This is a genomic window from Limnohabitans sp. Jir72 (genome assembly GCF_003063575.1).
Classification (GTDB): domain Bacteria; phylum Pseudomonadota; class Gammaproteobacteria; order Burkholderiales; family Burkholderiaceae_C; genus Limnohabitans_A.
Genome location: NZ_NESC01000005.1, coordinates 295,154 through 312,241, shown reverse-complemented (window position 1 = coordinate 312,241; position 17,088 = coordinate 295,154). Strand labels below are relative to the sequence as shown.

At 60.2% G+C, this 17,088-nt stretch carries 21 protein-coding genes and 2 pseudogenes; 19 read left to right on the top strand and 4 right to left on the bottom strand.

Annotated elements, in window-relative coordinates; genetic code table 11:
• The coding region (locus B9Z52_RS09435) for an IS3 family transposase (RefSeq protein WP_146182808.1) at positions 1-132 on the top strand (132 nt) is incomplete at its 5' end.
• Positions 133-206: 74 nt separating this feature from the next.
• On the opposite strand, the gene B9Z52_RS09430 is transcribed toward B9Z52_RS09435, so the two are convergent.
• Positions 207-680, bottom strand: coding sequence for a hypothetical protein (locus B9Z52_RS09430; protein ID WP_108413574.1), 474 nt, complete (start codon positions 678-680; stop codon positions 207-209).
• A 160-nt stretch (positions 681-840) separates the two neighbouring features.
• Between B9Z52_RS09430 and B9Z52_RS09425 the strand changes: the two genes are divergently transcribed.
• The 3 genes from B9Z52_RS09425 (at position 841) to B9Z52_RS09415 (ending at position 3,214) form a co-directional block, all read left to right on the top strand.
• Entirely contained in the window at positions 841-1,818 is a 978-nt protein-coding gene (locus B9Z52_RS09425) for a LysR family transcriptional regulator (protein WP_199222070.1), read from the top strand.
• Positions 1,815-2,675, top strand: a complete 861-nt coding sequence (locus B9Z52_RS09420) for a metallophosphoesterase (protein ID WP_108413573.1) — start codon at positions 1,815-1,817, stop codon at positions 2,673-2,675. Before B9Z52_RS09425 ends, B9Z52_RS09420 begins: the two co-directional genes overlap by 4 nt.
• Positions 2,676-2,791: 116 nt before the next feature.
• Complete coding sequence (locus B9Z52_RS09415) at positions 2,792-3,214, top strand: universal stress protein (protein ID WP_108413572.1); 423 nt, start codon at positions 2,792-2,794, stop codon at positions 3,212-3,214.
• A gap of 92 nt (positions 3,215-3,306) precedes the next feature.
• Here the strand turns inward: B9Z52_RS09415 and B9Z52_RS09410 are convergent, their stop codons facing one another.
• Together B9Z52_RS09410 and B9Z52_RS09405 are read right to left on the bottom strand one after the other, a co-directional pair.
• Positions 3,307-4,920 carry an alkaline phosphatase gene (locus tag B9Z52_RS09410; RefSeq protein WP_233251907.1) on the bottom strand — a complete coding sequence of 538 codons (1,614 nt, stop codon included), beginning with the start codon at positions 4,918-4,920 and terminating at the stop codon, positions 3,307-3,309.
• Positions 4,921-4,947: 27 nt separating this feature from the next.
• Positions 4,948-5,751, bottom strand: a complete 804-nt coding sequence (locus B9Z52_RS09405) for an alpha/beta fold hydrolase (RefSeq protein WP_108413571.1) — start codon at positions 5,749-5,751, stop codon at positions 4,948-4,950.
• Positions 5,752-5,848: 97 nt separating this feature from the next.
• On the opposite strand from B9Z52_RS09405, the gene B9Z52_RS09400 reads away from it, so the two are divergent.
• The 15 genes and pseudogenes from B9Z52_RS09400 to B9Z52_RS09345 all read left to right on the top strand — a co-directional run bounded on the left by B9Z52_RS09400 (position 5,849) and on the right by B9Z52_RS09345 (position 16,670).
• Positions 5,849-6,733: a DMT family transporter gene (locus B9Z52_RS09400; protein WP_108413570.1), complete on the top strand. Its 885-nt coding sequence runs from the start codon at positions 5,849-5,851 to the stop codon at positions 6,731-6,733.
• Between the two features lie 123 nt (positions 6,734-6,856).
• On the top strand, positions 6,857-7,843 hold the full coding sequence (locus tag B9Z52_RS09395) for an MDR family oxidoreductase (RefSeq protein ID WP_108413569.1): 987 nt from the start codon (positions 6,857-6,859) through the stop codon (positions 7,841-7,843).
• 127 nt (positions 7,844-7,970) lie between these two features.
• A complete protein-coding gene (locus tag B9Z52_RS09390; RefSeq protein ID WP_108413568.1) occupies positions 7,971-8,894 on the top strand; it encodes a 3-keto-5-aminohexanoate cleavage protein in 924 nt (307 codons plus the stop codon).
• A 49-nt stretch (positions 8,895-8,943) separates the two neighbouring features.
• Positions 8,944-9,939 carry a tripartite tricarboxylate transporter substrate binding protein gene (locus tag B9Z52_RS09385; RefSeq protein WP_108413567.1) on the top strand — a complete coding sequence of 332 codons (996 nt, stop codon included), beginning with the start codon at positions 8,944-8,946 and terminating at the stop codon, positions 9,937-9,939.
• A gap of 22 nt (positions 9,940-9,961) precedes the next feature.
• The gene (locus tag B9Z52_RS09380) at positions 9,962-10,300 is read left to right on the top strand and encodes an NIPSNAP family protein (protein WP_108413566.1); all 339 of its coding nucleotides are present in this window, start codon (positions 9,962-9,964) and stop codon (positions 10,298-10,300) included.
• Positions 10,297-11,211, top strand: a complete 915-nt coding sequence (locus B9Z52_RS09375; protein WP_108413565.1) for an NAD(P)-dependent oxidoreductase — start codon at positions 10,297-10,299, stop codon at positions 11,209-11,211. Before B9Z52_RS09380 ends, B9Z52_RS09375 begins: the two co-directional genes overlap by 4 nt.
• A 36-nt stretch (positions 11,212-11,247) precedes the next feature.
• A complete protein-coding gene (locus tag B9Z52_RS09370; protein WP_108413564.1) occupies positions 11,248-11,751 on the top strand; it encodes an SRPBCC domain-containing protein in 504 nt (167 codons plus the stop codon).
• A gap of 136 nt (positions 11,752-11,887) precedes the next feature.
• Positions 11,888-12,055 carry a hypothetical protein gene (locus B9Z52_RS17860; RefSeq protein ID WP_158270529.1) on the top strand — a complete coding sequence of 56 codons (168 nt, stop codon included), beginning with the start codon at positions 11,888-11,890 and terminating at the stop codon, positions 12,053-12,055.
• A gap of 78 nt (positions 12,056-12,133) precedes the next feature.
• The gene (locus tag B9Z52_RS18130) at positions 12,134-13,183 is read left to right on the top strand and encodes a hypothetical protein (protein ID WP_233251906.1); all 1,050 of its coding nucleotides are present in this window, start codon (positions 12,134-12,136) and stop codon (positions 13,181-13,183) included.
• Positions 13,180-14,532: a hypothetical protein gene (locus B9Z52_RS18125; RefSeq protein WP_233251905.1), complete on the top strand. Its 1,353-nt coding sequence runs from the start codon at positions 13,180-13,182 to the stop codon at positions 14,530-14,532. The genes B9Z52_RS18130 and B9Z52_RS18125 overlap by 4 nt, the downstream gene beginning before the upstream one ends.
• Before the next feature lie 74 nt (positions 14,533-14,606).
• Positions 14,607-14,924, top strand: a complete 318-nt coding sequence (locus tag B9Z52_RS09360) for a transcriptional regulator (RefSeq protein ID WP_108413563.1) — start codon at positions 14,607-14,609, stop codon at positions 14,922-14,924.
• Positions 14,911-15,201: a BrnA antitoxin family protein gene (locus B9Z52_RS09355; RefSeq protein WP_108354838.1), complete on the top strand. Its 291-nt coding sequence runs from the start codon at positions 14,911-14,913 to the stop codon at positions 15,199-15,201. The genes B9Z52_RS09360 and B9Z52_RS09355 overlap by 14 nt, the downstream gene beginning before the upstream one ends.
• 5 nt (positions 15,202-15,206) lie before the next feature.
• A complete protein-coding gene (locus B9Z52_RS09350) occupies positions 15,207-15,497 on the top strand; it encodes a BrnA antitoxin family protein (protein ID WP_108413609.1) in 291 nt (96 codons plus the stop codon).
• Positions 15,478-15,618: a hypothetical protein gene (locus tag B9Z52_RS17855; RefSeq protein ID WP_158270528.1), complete on the top strand. Its 141-nt coding sequence runs from the start codon at positions 15,478-15,480 to the stop codon at positions 15,616-15,618. Before B9Z52_RS09350 ends, B9Z52_RS17855 begins: the two co-directional genes overlap by 20 nt.
• A 7-nt stretch (positions 15,619-15,625) precedes the next feature.
• A pseudogene (locus B9Z52_RS09345) lies at positions 15,626-16,670 on the top strand (virulence RhuM family protein).
• A gap of 93 nt (positions 16,671-16,763) precedes the next feature.
• Here B9Z52_RS09345 and B9Z52_RS09340 read toward each other — a convergent pair.
• Positions 16,764-17,060 (bottom strand): annotated as a pseudogene (locus B9Z52_RS09340) (LysR substrate-binding domain-containing protein); the annotation flags it as partial.
• Positions 17,061-17,088 lie beyond the last annotated feature (28 nt).

Genomic DNA, 17,088 nt, shown 5'->3' with positions numbered 1-17,088 from the left:
AAATTCGAGAATGTGAAAGAGCTTGAGATGGGCTTGAAGGAGTACATCCACTACTACAACAACGATCGGATCAAGATCAAACTAAAAGGGCTGAGTCCTGTGCAGTACAGAACTCAGCCCTCTATGGCCTAATCAGCCTTTTAAACCGTCCAACTTATTGGGGTCAGTTCACGAGGGAGGCTTGAATTGACCCGCCTATTGGCAGATCAGATGTAGTAAAGGCGACTTGCCACCATGCGGGCCACGCGGCGGCTCATCAGCGCGTGCACATCCTTGGCGGGCTCGCTGTCCTCGTCGGCACGGTCCATGGCGGTTTGCAGGTCGCGCATCATGCGGGTGTCGTTCTGGGCCATGGCCCACAGGCGCTGGTCCGAGCGGCGACGGGCCACTTGAGCTGACCAGCCGTCCAGATTGGCCATCAGTTTCTGGGCCAGAATGCGGGTCACGCCGCGCAAGGCCCCAATGGCCAGCACCGCCACAGCCCACAGGGCCAGCCAGGAGGCCAGCACATGGGTTTCGGCCCAGTCGTCGATCATTTGGTCGGCCATCACGACCAAGGCGGCCACGCCAGCGGCGAGCAGCAAGGTGGACAAGGTTTTGGCCGAAGTCGCCGGTGCCACGGCTTGGGCCGTGGCGGCGGGCATTTGGCCCAGCACAGATTTGCTGACAGTCGTGTTCATTTTGTATTCCCTTTCAACGGGTTTTGATACTTTGAGAACCAAAGAGTGTCAAAACCATGGCTTGAATATTAGGGTTAATACGGGTATTGTTCAACTTTATATTCATGATGTGTATCATTCACATTGGTGATGAATAGCCTATATTGGCGCTCACTCCTGCATGAACACCCCCATCCCCGCCTCCTTTCGCACCTTGGACCTGAACCTGCTTCGGGTTTTTGACGAGGTCATGGCCGAACGCAGCCTGACCCGGGCGGCACGCAATTTGTCGCTCACCCAGCCTGCAGTCAGCAACGCCTTGCGCCGCCTGCGCGATGCGCTGGACGACGAGCTGGTGCGCCGCCAGGGCCACGGCATCGAACCCACGCCCCGCGCTTTGGCCCTGTGGCCCAGCGTGCGCGAGGCCTTGCGCCAATTGCAAGCGGCCATCGTGCCCAGACTGTTCGTGCCGGGTCAGGCCAGCAGCACCTTTGTGCTGGCCATGGCAGATGCCACCGCGGCCGAACTCATGGGCGGGCTGGCCAGGCGGCTCGAGAGCGAAGCTCCCGGCGTTTCGCTGAGGGTGGTGCCGCTGACCACCCGCGATCCGCGCCGCCTGCTCAGCGATGGCGCCGCCGACATGGCATTGGGCTACTTTCCGGCGGTGCTCACCGATTTGACCGCCCGCGCCCAGGCTGGCGAGGCCGTCACTTTTGAACACCAGCGCCTGTACGCGGGTGAATACGTGTGCGTGATGCGCAAAGACCACCCCTTGGCCGATCAGCCGCTGACGATCCAGCACTACTGCAATGCACGGCATTTGCTGGTGAGCTTTTCGGGCAGGCCTTACGGCTTTGTCGATGAAGCCCTGGCCTCCATCGGCCAGCAACGACGCATCGTGATCACCGTCAACCAGTTCTTCACCGCCGGGCAAGTCGTGGTCAACTCCGATTTGCTCACCGTGCTGCCACGCCACTTTGTACCCACCACCGGCATGGCCGACCAACTGGCGCTGCGCGAGCTGCCCTTTGATGTGCCGCCGGTGCACGTCGAGGCCTTGTGGCACCGCCGCCTGCACCACGACAGCGCCCACCAATGGCTGCGCGGCCAATTGTTGCAAGTGGCGCAACAAGCCTTCATGCCTGAGAGCACCCCATGAACATTCAGCTTCTGTCGGACCTGCACCTGGAAAGCAACCCCGGTTTCATGCCCACGCCCGCCACTGGTGCCGATGTGCTGGTGCTGGCCGGTGACATTGGTTCCTACCAGAACAACTCGGCGCTCAGCGCCGCGGGCGACGCCGACTTTGGCCTGGGCCGCTTCTCGCCGCAAAACGGCTGGCCCACGCCAGTGCTGTTTGTGCCCGGCAACCACGAGTACGACGGCATGGACTTTGACGAAGCGCACCAGCGCCTGCAAGAGACCTGCGCCCGCTTGGGCATCACTTGGCTGGAGCGCGAAGTGGTGCAGCTGGGCGGGGTGCGTTTTGTCGGCACCACGCTGTGGTCTGACTTTGACGCGCTCGGCCCCCTGGCAGGACAAACATTGCCCGACAAAATCCCGGCGCACTTCAGCCACCCCAACAGCCAGTTCACCCGCCAGCTCAAGGCACGCGACAAAGCTTTTCGCGCCGCCAACTATTACCTGCGCAAAACCGGCACCACGCGGACGAACGCGCCTTGGCTGGCCGAAGGCATACGCGAACAAGCCCTGCTGTGCCAAGACTGGTTGAGCGCTGCCCTGGATGCCCCGTTTGACGGCCCCACCGTGGTCGTGACGCACTTTGCCCCCAGTCTGCGCAGCGCCGACCCACGCTACGGCGAAACGCCGGGCACGGCCGGATTTTGCAACGCGCTCGATGACCTGCTGCCCAAAGCCCAACTGTGGCTGCACGGCCATTTGCATTGCCCAAGCGACTATGCGGCGGGTGACTGCCGCGTGGTGGCCAACCCCTTGGGCTATGCGCACAAGGGCGAACAGCTTCGGTTCAAGGCACAGCAGCTGATCACCGTTTGAACGGTGCGTTGGCACACCGTGTTGGCGCTGGCACAGCCCACGGGATTGACCTGAGTCAACACGCGAGCACCGACATCGAACTAAGCTGAAAGCTCCCCCCCTCTGAGGAGCTTTCCATGAAAATTTTGTTGGCCGTTGACGGCAGTGAATTCACCAAAAAAATGCTGGCCTATCTGGCCACGCACGACGAGCTGTTCAGCACATCGAACAAGTACACCTTGATCACGGCACAAGCTCAATTGCCTGCACGGGCACGCGCCGTTGTGGGCAAAGAGGTGGTCGAAACTTACCAGCGCGAAGAAGCCGAAAAAGTGCTGGCCCCGGTGTCCACCTTTTTGGCCCGCCATGGCATCGAGGCCAAAAGCATCACCAAGGTCGGTCATGCGGGCGAGATCATCTCAAAGACCGCCGACAGCGGCAAGTTCGACATGGTGGTGATGGGTTCGCACGGCCACGGCACGCTGGGCAACCTGGTCATGGGTTCGGTGGCCACACAGGTGCTGGCGCACTGCAAAGTGCCGGTGCTGCTGGTGCGCTGAACGCTCTTGCAGGGGGCCGCACCGCCTGTGCGAATCAAACGCTTGTGGTTCACAAACCATCGCGCACGGGGTGCTGCTCCTACAGGAGCCCTTTAGGCTTTTTGTACACCTGGCACGCCCGCCTGGATCTGGAATTGCGCTTGGGTCTTGAGCACGCCATCGGCTTTGGCCGGGTTGGGCGTGGTCCGGAACTGGGCGCTGATGCCCTGGGGCTTGACCTCCAGCAAGGTGTAGCCGCGTTCATCGGATCGGGCATGCAGGATGTCGGGATTGCTGTCCCGGATCTGCGCCAGCAGCTTCTCGCCCAGACCGCGTGAGGTGATCGAGGTGGTCACGAGTTCGCTGGCCACGATGGGCGATTTTTCGTCGTTGGCCTGCACGCGCAACTGCGCGGCAACGTTCATGTGCACATCGCCGCCGAGCACCACCACATCTTTGAGCCCAGCCTGCGCCACATGACCCAGCAACTTGGCACGCGCCTGCGGATAGCCGTCCCAACCATCGGTGAAAGCACTTCGCCCCAAAGGCGTGTTGATGCCGCTCGAACTCATCTGGGTAGATTGGGCCACCAGCTTCCAGCGTTTGCTGCTGCGCGTAAGCCCCTCGGTGAACCATTGCTCCTGAGCCGTGCCCAGCATGGTGCGCGAGGTGTCGGCCAACGCATCGCAGCCCACCACCACACGGCCACCGCCACGCATCGGGTCAGGGCAGGCCTGGTGATCGCGGTATTGGCGGCAGTCCAGCGTCCACAGGTCGGCCAAGCGTCCCCAGGCCATGCGGTCGTGGATGCGCATCTGGCTGGCGTTGTTCGCATCGGGCCCCAGGCGCACCGGCATGTGCTCAAAATAAGCTTGGTAGGCCGCTGCGCGTCTGCGCAAAAAAACCTGTGGATCAGAGAAATGGCGATCCAGGTCGTTGGCATAGTCGTTGACCACTTCATGGTCATCCCAAGTCATCACCCAAGTGTGCGCGGCATGGCAGGCACGCAAATCCGCATCGCCCTTGTACTGCGCATGGCGTTCACGGTATTCGTCCAGCCGCTTGGGCTCAGCGCCATCGTGCTTGCGCAGCATGTATTGAGGGTTGGTGCTTTCGTAGATGTAGTCACCGACAAACAGCACCAGGTCCAGATCGCGCTGCGCCATTTCGCGGTGCGCCACAAAGTAGCCCTGCTCAAAATGCTGGCAAGAAGCCAGTGCGATGCGCAAGCGGTCCACCGCATCGTTCACGCCCGGGCTGGTGCGGGTGTGGCCCACCGGGCTGGTGGCGCTGCCGCACACAAATCGGTACCAATAATGCCGTCCGGGCTGCAGTCCGCTGGCGATGACGTGCACGCTGTGCGCACGGCTGGCGTCGGTCAGCACGCGCCACTGGCGCACCGGTTGGCGCAAGGCGGCGTCGGCAAACAGCTCACACACCACGCCGACCGACTGGCCCATCTGCGCCGCATCGACCTCGGTGATGCGCAAGCGCGTCCACAGCACCACGCTGTCAGGCTGAGGCTGGCCGCTGGCCACGCCCAGGCTGAACGGGTCTGCCTGCCAGCGCGGACCTTGCGCGGCTTCGGCCGAACTGCCCACAGCCTGGGCCTGCGCGCAGGCGCCCAGCCAGGGCGTCATGGCCGCTGCCAAGGCCAGGCGGTGCCAGTCGCGGCGATTCAAAGGGCCCGCTGGCAAGGCGGTCATGTGTTTTTCAAATGCGTTCATGGCTATTTTGCTCCCTGCGTCCCACGTTCAATGCGTCCAGTGAACGGGCGGTTCATCCAGAAAATCCATCAACAAAGCGTCAAAGGCCTCCGGCGATTCCAGTGGTAGCCAATGTCCCACGCCCGGCATCTGCACCCAGCGGCAGCACTGGATGCGCCGCGCCATGCGCTCGATCGCGGCCACTGGTGCCAAGCGGTCATGCTCTCCCGTGATCAACAATGTGGGCACATGGATGAGCGGCAAGGCCGCATCGCGGTCAAAAACGGCCTGCGCCTGCAGGGCATGGCGGTAGGTGACGGGTGAGACCTGCGCCATGCAATGGCTGGCCAGCATCACCCCTTCGGCCAAGGCCAAAGGGCCCACCTGGGCATCCACCACGCTTTGGGCCCAATGTTGCGGGTGGTCATCCCAAGCCGCATCCAGCAGCATCGTCTGGCGCTCTGCATCGCTGGCCCAGCCCGAGTCTGGCCCGCTGGTGCTGCCCACCAGCACCAGGCTGCGCACCAGGTCGGGCCTGCGCATGATCAGCTCTTGCGCCACCATGCCGCCCAGGCCATGCCCCACCAAATGCACCGACCGCTCAGGTGCCGGGGCATCGGCAGGCAACAAGGCCTCGATCAAAGCGATGGCGCTGTGTGCCAGGCCCTTGAGCCCATAAGGCTCCACCGGCACGCTGTGGCCGTAGCCCGGCATGTCCCAAGCCACCGCCTTGTACCCCGCATGGGCCAGGCGTTCCACCTGCGGCGCAAAACTGCGGAAGTTGCCCCCTGCCCCGTGCAGCATCAAAACAATCGGGCCAGCGCCAAGCGCGGTGAAATGGGGAAGCAACATGTCGCGTGAATTCAGAAACCTTGTGCAGGCATATTACCTGCATGGTGCACGCCCAAGGTGACAGCCTGTCCCTCTGGGGCGCGGCACAATGCTTCGCATGAATTCACGCAAAGAGCATCTGGATGGGTTGGCGGTCGGTATTTTGTTGGTTTGCTGCATGTTTTGGGGTCTGCAACAAATCCTCGTCAAGTCCATCATGAGCGAGGTAGCGCCGCTGTATCAGGCCAGCTTGCGCTGCATGGGCGCTTGCGTGCTGCTCTTGGTTTGGTGCCGCGTGCGGGGCATCCGCCTGTTCGAGCGCGATGGCTCTTTGTGGGCAGGTCTGCTGGCCGGTGGCTTGTTCGCGGCCGAGTTCGCCTGCATTTACCTGGGCCTGCGTTACACCACGGCTTCGCGGCTGACGGTGTTTTTGTACACCTCGCCGTTTTGGGTGGCCGCGCTGGTGCCCTTGTTCGTCAAGTCCGAACGCCTGCGCCCCCTGCAATGGCTGGGCATGGCCTGCGCCTTTGTGGCCGTGGTGTTTGCCATGCGCGAAGGTCTGGGTGCGGGCAACAACAGCGCCCTGGGTGATCTGTTGGGCCTGGCCGCAGGCGCCTTGTGGGGCCTGACCACGGTGTCCATCCGCGCCAACAACCTGACGCGCATTTCGCCCGAAAAATTGCTCTTCTACCAAATCGCCGCCACCGCGCTGGCCGTGCCTTGGCTGTCGGTGGCTTTGGGCGAGACCTGGTCCTTCCAATGGAGCGCTCTGGCTTGGGGCTCCATGCTGGCGCAAACCGTGATCGGCGCTTTTGCCAGCTACCTGGCCTGGATGTGGATGCTGGGCCGCTACCCGGCCACCAAAATTTCGGTGTTCGTATTTTTGACGCCGCTGTTTGCCTTGCTGTTCGGCACGCTCTTGCTGGGCGAGTCCGCCACCCCCACCTTGCTGATGGCGCTGGGCCTGGTGGCCGTGGGCATTGTGCTGGTCAACCGAAAATGAAATGCAAACCCTGTAGGAGCCCACCCCGTGGGCGATGGTTTTAAGAGCGTGTGCCACGCCCATCGCCCACGGGGTGGGCTCCTACAAAAAACCCATTGACTCCCTTTGATTGAAAGACCCTCCATGACTTACCAAGCCCTGCAAATTGAAAAAGACGACGCCGGTTACCGCTGCACCCTGCAAACCCTGGATGACAGCGCCTTGCCAGAGGGCGATGTGACGGTGCAGGTGGACTACTCCACCCTCAACTACAAAGACGGCCTGGCCATCACGGGCAAAAGCCCGGTGGTGCGCAAATTTCCGCTCACGCCCGGCATTGACCTGTCGGGCACGGTGACCGAGAGCCAGCACCCGCTGTTCAAGGCGGGCGACAAAGTCGTTTTGAACGGCTGGGGCGTGGGCGAGAGCCACAGCGGCGGTCTGGCGCAAAAGGCGCGCCTGAAAGGTGACTGGCTGGTTAAACTGCCTGCAGCTTTCACCCCGCGCCAAGCCATGGCCATTGGCACCGCAGGCTACACCGCCATGCTGTGTGTGATGGCTTTAGAAAAGCACGGCGTCACACCGGACAAAGGCGACATTTTGGTCACCGGCGCAGGCGGCGGCGTAGGCAGCGTGGCAATTGCCTTGCTGGCCAAGCTGGGCTACCGCGTCGTGGCCAGCACGGGCCGACCACAAGAAGCCGACTATCTGCGTCAGCTGGGTGCGGCCGACGTCATAGACCGGGCCGAGTTGTCTGCCCCCGGCAAGCCACTGGCCAAAGAGCGCTGGGCCGGCGTGGTCGACACCGTGGGCAGCCACACGCTGGCCAACGCCTGCGCCAGCACGAAATACGGCGGCGTGGTCACCGCTTGCGGCCTGGCCCAGGGCATGGACTTTCCCTCGAGCGTGGCACCCTTCATCTTGCGCGGCGTGACGCTGGCGGGCATCGACAGCGTGATGGCCCCGCGTGCCGTGCGCGAAGCCGCTTGGGCGCGTTTGGCACAAGACCTGGACGCCGCGCAGCTGGAACGCATCACCCGCGAAGTGGGCTTGGCCGAAGCGATCGGCTTGGGTGCCGAGATTCTGGCCGGTCAGGTGCGTGGCCGGGTGGTGGTGAACGTCAACGCTTGACGCCACCTGCGGCGCTGCAGGCCGCAGCGCCGCTGTAACCCATGCGTCTGCCCTTAGGGGTTAACGTGGTGTGAAGCCCGATGACTCGTCCCTACGATGGCCTGACTTCCAACCTCAAGTCCATCAGATGAACAAAGTCATCATCACCTGCGCCGTCACCGGCGCCATCCACACGCCCTCCATGTCACCCTATTTGCCGGTGACGCCCGAGGAAATCATTGAAGCTTCAGTGGAGGCAGCCAACGCAGGCGCGGCCATCATCCACCTGCATGCGCGCGACCCGGTCACCGGCAAGCCCGACCAAAGCCCCGAAGCCTTCGGCAAGTTTTTGCCGCAGATCAAAAGCCGCACCGATGCGGTGCTGAACCTCACCAGCGGCGGCTCGCCCTTCATGACGATTGATGAACGGATTCAACCGTCCATGCGGTTTGCGCCCGAGGTGGCTTCGCTCAACTTAGGCTCATTCAATTTCGCGCTTTTCCCGATGCTCGACCGCTTCACCGAGTTCAAGCATGAATGGGAGCGCGAGCACCTGGAAAACAGCCGCGACCTGATCTTTCGCAACACCTTCAAGGACATCGAATACGCCTTGCGGGCCTGCGCCGAAAACAACACCCGCTTTGAGCTGGAGTGCTACGACGTCGGGCACCTGTACAACCTGGCGCACTTTGCCGACAAAGGGCTCATCAAGGGGCCGTTTTTCATCCAGTCGGTCTTCGGCATTTTGGGCGGCATTGGCAACCACCCCGAGGACGTGATGCACATGCGCCGCACCGCCGACCGTTTGTTTGGCGACCAATACCAGTGGTCTGTTTTGGGCGCAGGGCGTCACCAGATGCGCATCGCCGCCATGGGCGCCAGCATGGGCAGCCATGTGCGCGTGGGCCTGGAAGACAGCCTTTGGCTGGGCAAGGGCACGCTGGCCAAAAGCAATGCCGAGCAGGTGCGCCAAGCCCGCCAGATCATCGAAGGCCTGGGCCTGCAGATCGCCACGCCTGCAGAAGCCCGGCAAATCCTGGCGCTCAAAGGCGCTGAGCGCGTGAACTTCTGAGACTTCGCAACCCAACACCGCTTCCCATCACAACACCGGAGACAACACCATGAAACGCCGTCATTTGATTGCCCTGGCCACCACGGCCGCACTCAGCACCACGCTCATCGCGACGCCCAGCGCCTTTGCGCAGACTGCGGGCTACCCCAATCGCCCGATCAAGCTGGTGGTGCCTTTCCCTGCAGGCATCTCGCCCGATGTGGTGGCGCGCCTGATTGGCGACAAACTGAGCGTGGCCCTGGGCCAACCCGTGGTGGTCGACAACAAACCTGGCGCGGGCGGCATGATTGGCGCTGTGGCGGCAGCCACCGCACCGGCCGACGGTTACACCCTGTTTTTCAGCGTCAAGGCATCGCACACGATTGCGCCCAATGTGTACCGAGACGCCAAATACAACCCACCGCGTGACTTCAAGGGCATCACCCAAATTTTGCAAGTGCCGCATGTGCTGACCGCCACGCCCAAAGCGCCTTACAACAACATGAAGGAGCTGGTGGAATACGCCAAGAAGAACCCCGGCAAGATCGATTACGCGTCTTTGGGCGTGGGCTCTCAGCCCCACGTGGCACTGGAGGTGTGGTCGCAGCGGCTGGGCATCAAGCTCAACCATGTGCCCTACAAAACCAACCCCTCGCCCGACGTGATGAGCGGCGTGGTCAGCCTGTCCGTGGAAGCTTCCACCACCGCGATTCCGCTGATCAAATCGGGCAAGGTCAAAGCCTTGGGCATCTCGGGTGCGCAGCGCATCCCCGGCCTCCCCGACGTGCCCACCATGACCGAGTTTGACCCCAACCTCGACGTCAACGGCGTCATCGGCAGCTCGTGGCACGGCATCTTTGCGCCCACAGGCACCCCCAACGACATCATCGCCAAGCTCAACACCGAGATCGTCAAGATCGTGAAGCTGCCTGAAATTCAGGCCCGCCTGATTGACCTGGGCCTCACGCCCACCGGCACCAGCGCTGCCGCGCTCGACACCGTGGCCAACTCCGACTACGCCTTCTGGAACAAGGTGATCAACGATCTGGGCATCAAGGCCGAATGAGGACAAGCATGAGGACAGCACCGTGATCGTTGAGCACCGCACCTACACCATCAAGGCCCTGCGCACAGGCGACTTTTTGAAGCTGTACGAACGCGCGGCCTTGCCGCTGCAGCTCAAGTACCTGGGGCACTTGATCGGCTTTTATGTGTCCGAGATCGGGCCGCTCAACGAAGTGGTGCACCTGTGGGGCTTTGCCAGCCTGGCCGAGCGCGAGCGCCGCCGCGCTCTGATGGAGGCCGACCCCGGCTGGGCGGTCTACCGTCAGGCGCTGCTGGAGCTGGACGTGGTGGTGGAGCAAAGCACCAAGATGCTGCGGTCCACGTCCTTCTCGCCCACCGCTTCATTGGAAGCGCAGCCATGAGCACAGCGCCCAAAACACCCCGCCCCGCACAACCTGCTTCGCCCATCCAGCGCGTGGGCATGCTGGGCGTGGGCATCATGGGCCGGGCCATGGCCGCCAACCTGGTCAAGGCGGGCTTTGTGGTCAGCGGCTACGACCCCGACCCCAAAGCCATGAAACGCCTGAAAGCGGCCGGGGGCACACCCTGCGCCAGCGCGGGCGACATGGCAAGTACGGTGGACGTCATCATCTGCGCGCTGCCCAGCCCTGAAGCGCTGCACGGTGCGGCGCAGCAGATCGCCGAGCGCGGCCACCGCAAGCTGCTGGTGGTGGAAACCAGCACGCTCGACATCGCCGACAAAACCACCGCCCGCGATGCACTGCACGCGAAGGGCATCGTCATGCTCGACTGCCCCTTGTCGGGCACAGGCGCGCAAGCGGTGCACAAAGACCTGACGGTGTACGCCAGCGGGCCCAAAGCGGCGATCAAAAAACTGGCCCCCGTCTTTGCGGGCTTTTCAAAAAACTGCTTTGACCTGGGCGCCTTTGGCAACGGCATGAAGATGAAGCTGATGGCCAACCTGCTGGTGGCCATCCACAACGTGTCCACCGCCGAAGCGCTGCTGCTGGGCCAGCGTTGGGGCATCCAGCCCAAGGATGCGGTCAAAGTGCTGAGCGACGGCGCAGGCGGCTCGCGCATGCTGCAAGTACGCGGCCCTCTGATGCAAGGCCAAGGCTGGAACACGCCCACCATGAAAGTCGGCATCTGGCAAAAAGACATGAAGCTCATTGCCGCTGCGCTGGCCGAGGCCCAAGTGCCCGCGCCGCTGTTTGCCGCCACCGTGCCCGTCTACAACGCCGCCATGGCGCTGGGGCACGCCGAGCACGACACGGCGGCGGTGTTCGATGTGTTGTCGAGGATGTCGTCTTAGAATTCGCAACCGTCCTCAACATGTCTTGCGAACACCATGAGCACCATCACCCCCTTTGTCATTTCCCGTGTGTTCCAAGCGCCTCGCCCGCTGGTGTTCGAGGTCAACACGCAAGCTCAACACCTGGCGCACTGGCTCAGCCCTGAGGGCTTTCACAACATCCACACGGACATGGACTTTCGCGTGGGCGGGCGTTACCACTACGGCATCCAGGGGCCAGGGGGCATGGAGATGTGGGGCAGACAAGACTTCCGAGACATCACCGTGAACGAGCGGCTGGTGCTGATTCAAAGCTTCTCCAACCGCGAAGGCGGCTTGGGCGCGCACCCCATGGCCCCCACCTGGCCAAAGTACATGCACGTGACCACCACGTTTGAAGATGCCGAAGGCGAAGGCACACGCGTGACGATCACTTGGTTACCGCATGAGAGTGACGAGATTGGCTGTCAGACCTTCGATGTGGCAAGGCCTGGCATGGAGGTGGGCTTTGGGGGTACGTTTGTGAAGCTGGATGCTTACCTGCAAAAACTTCAAAGCTGAAACAGCAGAACCTGCGTCAACCATCAGGGTCTGCATTGACCGTGCTTTTGCGCTGTCACGGCTGATTTGTCGTGGATTTTTTGATATTTACATCAATAAACAGTTCGATACCTCGATTTATTGACGTAAATATCAAGTGCAAACCCTCCAAGAACTCGGTGAAGCCGTGGCCGACGTGGGCCACGAAGTGCGCCGGACCATGACCGAGCACCCCGGCTTTGAAGACGTTGGCAAACGCATGCTGCGGGCCTTGGCCGAATGTGTGCAGGGTCTGCGCGATTTGCACGTCGATGTTGTGGACTAACTGCAAGCAGCAATTAATGTGAACTATTGAATTTAAATTGAAAGACAATATTGGATTAATTGTTCAATATTGTCTGCCGTGAGCCTCTACACCCAGCTGCAATCCGCCAAGAGCGAAGAAGACGTCAAAGACGCGTACATCAAGGCCCTGGGCCTCAAGGGTTACACCAAGGGCCTGATCGACATCCAGAGCCGCGAGATCTGGTTCGAGGCCAAGGACACCGACCGCCACTCCAGCTACGCCATGTTCACCCAGCTGCTGCATTACGTGCAGGTGGCGCTGAACAAAGGCGAGCCTGTGCCGCCCTTTTTGGCAGTGATCGACACCGAAAAAGCCGCCATCATGAAAAGCGCCGATGTGCTGCCTTTTCTGGCCAAAAAAACCATCCAATGGGGCAAGTCGGCCAGCCAGTTCACGCAAGAAGCGCTGGACGACATCTCGGCCCACATCGGCACCTACTTTGTGTCGTTCAGGATCAAGACGCACGAAGACGAGTTCATCAGCACCGTCAAGGCGGCCATCCAATCGGGCGACATCATCCGCACGCAGATCACGCCGGACAACCTCAAGCAGGTGTTTGACAAATGGGTGGCCATGGTGGGCCGCGAGATCGTGGGCGTGAGCGAAGAAGATTACGCGCTGCTGTTTTTTGCGGACATCATGCACGACGGCACCGTGTCCACGCACGCCAATTTGCCCGCCGAATTGATGCACAAAAACGGCGCACCGGTGTTCTCGCTCAAGGGCAAAAACTACGACTTGGGCAACAAGGAAGGCTATCGGCAGTTTTGGGCCATCCACCACCGCCCGCCCAAATCGGAGTACCGCGACTACCTGCTGGAGCGGCGCGACAGTTTGATTCCGTACGACGAACGCAGCTTCAAAGGGGCGTATTACACCCCCCTGCATGTGGTGGACAAAGCCTATGACAAGTTGACCGAAACGCTGGGGGCCAACTGGCAAAAAGACTACATCGTCTGGGACATGTGCTGCGGCGTGGGCAACCTGGAAGTCAAGCACAGCAACCCGCGCAACCTCTACATGAGCACGCTCGACCAGGCCGACATCGACGTGATGAAAGCCACCAAACCTGTGTGTCGGCGCAGCGCTTTCAGTACGACTATTTGAACGACGACATCACTGACGACGGGCAGATTGATTACAGCCTGAGCAACAAGGTGCCGCCCGCATTGCGCAAAGCGATTGCGGAGGGGAAGAAGATTTTGGTGTTGATCAATCCGCCTTATGCGGAGGCAACTAATCTTGAAAACATCTCAACAGGATTGCTTGCAGGTGAAAACAAATCGGGAGTCTCCAAAACGAAGTTGGCCGCTAATGCAATGGCTGCTTATGGCAAAGCCAGCAATGAGCTTTTCACGCAGTTCGTGGCGCGGGTAGCTCAAGAAATTCCAAATGCGACTTTGGCGATGTTCAGTACTTTGAAATACATCAACGCCCCAACCCTTGCCACTTTTCGAGCCAATTGGAACGCGAAATATCTGGGCGGTTTTGTGGTTCATAACCACGCATTTGATGGGTTGAGCGGAAAATTCCCAATCGGCTTTCTGGTCTGGAAAACTGATCAGCACCAAAAATCTCAGATCACCGAGATTCAAGTCGAGGTTCTTGATAAGGACGCACGCGAAATAGGTTCAAAGACGTTTTTCAACTTGCCTAGCAATCAATATCTAAGCGAATGGTTTGTTCGACCAAAAACAAATTCTGTTGATGTTGTTCCGTTGAAAAATGCAGTCACACCCGCCACAGCAACAAAAGATTTGCGAGGCACCAAATGGGCAGATGGTGCAATTGGGTACATGCTGTCTGGAGGCAATGACCTTCAGCACGCAGAACAACAGACAGTCGTTTTTTCATCTGGGTACGGCAGTGCACGAGGTTTCTTCATCACCGACAAAAACATATGGCAAGCGGCCGTCGTCTTTGCCATGCGCCGCGCGGTTCGTCCCACTTGGCTCAACGACCGCGATCAATTTTTGCAACCGACCAAACCACTGACGGAAGAATTCAAAACCGATTGCCTGATGTGGATGTTGTTCAACCGCAGCAACCGAACCGCCAGCGCCAACGACCTCGAATGGAACGGCCAAAAGTGGTCCATCGTCAACCACTTCATCCCCTACACCGAAGAAGAAGTCGATGCACCCGACCGCTTCGAGTCCGACTTCATGGTGCAGTACCTGGCCGACATTACCCTGTCCGCTGAAGCCACCGCCGTGCTGGATGCGGGCCGCAGCTTGTGGAAAGCCTACTTCGCCCACACCGACGTGCGCACCGTTCGCGACCAATACAAACTCAACCGCCCCGATGTGGGCTGGTACCAAATCCGCAACGCGCTGGCCGAACGCAACAAAAGCGGCGACACCGCCCCCGTCAACTTCAACCCCTTCGAGTCGGCCTACCAAGCCCTGACCGACAAGCTCCGCCCGCAGGTGTTCAGTTTGGGGTTTTTACGCTGATATCGCCTGCGACTTTGCTTCAAAGGTGCAAATATGCACCTCATAATTTTATTTAATTCAATGTACAATTAATTATGTTGACCGTGACCGAAACACCCGTCTTTCAGTCGATGGTGGAAGGCATTTGGACACCATCAGAGCGCGAGGATTTCGCGGTTTTCATCAGTGAGCATCCGTTCGCGGGAGATGTGATCCCACAAACCGGAGGGCTTCGAAAGCTGCGCTGGTCGCGCCAAGGCATGGGCAAACGCGGCGGCGCGAGGGTGATTTACTACACACGATTGCCAAAAGGTGACATCGTGCTGGTTGCGGTTTATGTCAAAGCCAAGTTCGACAACATACCCGCTCAAGTTTTGAATACATGGAAGGAAGCCTACGATGAGCAAGCCTAAGCCGATTGAAATGGATGCCGAAACAGCAGCATTTGCAGAGAGTGTGCGTTTGAGCCTGATGCAGGCCAAGCAAGGCCAAGCCGCACGCACGTATACGCCGGAAGAACTTCAAAGCATCAAGGCCAAACGGGGTCGGCCCACAGGCAGCAAGCAGGCCACCGTGAAAGTACCGACCACGCTGAGACTGGATGAAGCAGCGCTTGAGCGCTGGCGGGCCTCTGGCAAAGGCTGGCAATCAAGAGCCGCCCTTGTGCTGGCGCAACACGCGCCGGGTTGAAATCTGTGTCGACAATTTCTAAGCGCCCAACTGTGCGCATGCCCAGCGTGCAAGCGGACAAGGCCATCACCGCCGCAGCCAAAAGTGATCCTGATGCGCAGCCGCTCACGCCCACGCAATTGAAGGCCATGGTCCAGCTCAAAAGTTTGCGTGGCCGTCCTAAATCCGAGAACAAAAAACAGTTGGTTTCGGTGCGCTACAGCCCCGAGGTGCTGGCCTATTTCAAGTCCACGGGCGATGGCTGGCAGTCGCTCATGGACAGCGTGCTGCGCCAATATGTGGCCAGCCATTCGTGACCCTGAGCACAACCAAAGCGGCGACACCGCCCCGGTCAGCTTCACACCGTTTGAGCAGGCCTACCAAGCCCTGACCGACAAGCTGCGCCCGCAGGTGTTCAGTTTGGGGTTTTTACGATAATGGACAAATGGTGAATGCCCAAAACAATGAACCGGTGAACCCCGGCGAATTCCTGCTCTACGAGACCGAAGATGGCCGGGCTCGTGTGGAATGTCGCTTTGTGGCAGCCAGCCTCTGGCTCTCACAAGCCGCCATGGCAGATCTGTTCCAGACCACCAAGCAAAACATTGCGAAACATCTGAAAGCCAACTTTTCCGAGGGTGAGTTGGCCCAGGATTCAGTTGTCAACCAATGGTTGACAACTGCTGCCGATGGCAAAAGCTATCGGGTTTCCCACTACAACCTCGACGCCATCCTGGCGGTGGGCTATCGGGTTCGCTCGGCACGGGGCACGCAGTTTCGCCGCTGGGCCACCGATCGCTTGCGGGACTATCTGGTCAACGGGTTTTTGCTGGATGACGAGCGCCTGAAAAACCCGCCGGTAGGTGATTCTGCGGCGCCCGACCGTTTCAATGTGTTGTTGGCGCGCATTCGAGACATTCGCGCCAGCGAACGGCGCATGTACCTGCGGGTGCGCGAGATTTTTGCGATGGCGGCGGACTATTCGCCGTCTCTGCCTGAGACCAGTCGCTTTTTTCGTTTCAGAAAACAAGCTGCATTTTGCTGTGACAGGCAAAACGGCCGCCGAATTGATCGCTGAGCGTGCCGACAGCACCCAGCCACACATGGGCTTGACCACTTGGAAATCGGGCAGCGTACAAAAAGCAGATGTCACCGTGGCCAAAAACTACCTTCATGAGCCTGAAATTCAATCACTCAACCGCATCGTGACGATGTGGCTGGATTACGCAGAAGACCAAGCCCTGCGACGTAAAGAGGTGTTTTTGAAAGACTGGGCAGAAAAGCTGGATGGGTTTTTGACTTTCAACGAACGCCAGGTGCTCGAAGGCGGGGGCAAAGTGTCGAATCAACAAGCCACAGCGCATGCCCAAGCGCAATATGAGCAGTTCGCCGCCCAGCGGCGAGCACTTTTAGAGTCCGAAGGGGGCGAGTTCAATATGCGCGCCTTGGAGGAAGCGGCTAAAGCATTGCCCAAACCCACAAAAGGCTGAGGCGACAACCCACCTGTCAACTTCACGCCTTTTGAGGCGGCCTACCAAGCGCTGAATGACAAGCTGCGCCCGCAGGTATTCAGTTTGGGGTTTTTACGATGACGCCCCTGCCAGCCTCGCATCCTCTGACAACAGATCAATCAAGTCCCGCGCAAAGTTGGGCAGCTCGTCCAGACTGCGCACGCAAATCTGCATGGAGCGCAGCGCCCACGCGTCAGACAGGGGCACCAAGCGGATGGCCATGCTGCGGGCGTGGCGGCGGGCGGCCGATTCGGGCAGCACGCCCACGCCCACACCGGCTTCGATCATGCGGCAGGCCGACTCGAAGCTGCTGACCTGGATGCGCACCTTCAGCGGCTTGTTGAGTTGCTCGCATTCGCGGTTCAACCACGTCAACTTAGCGCAAAGAGTTTGATAA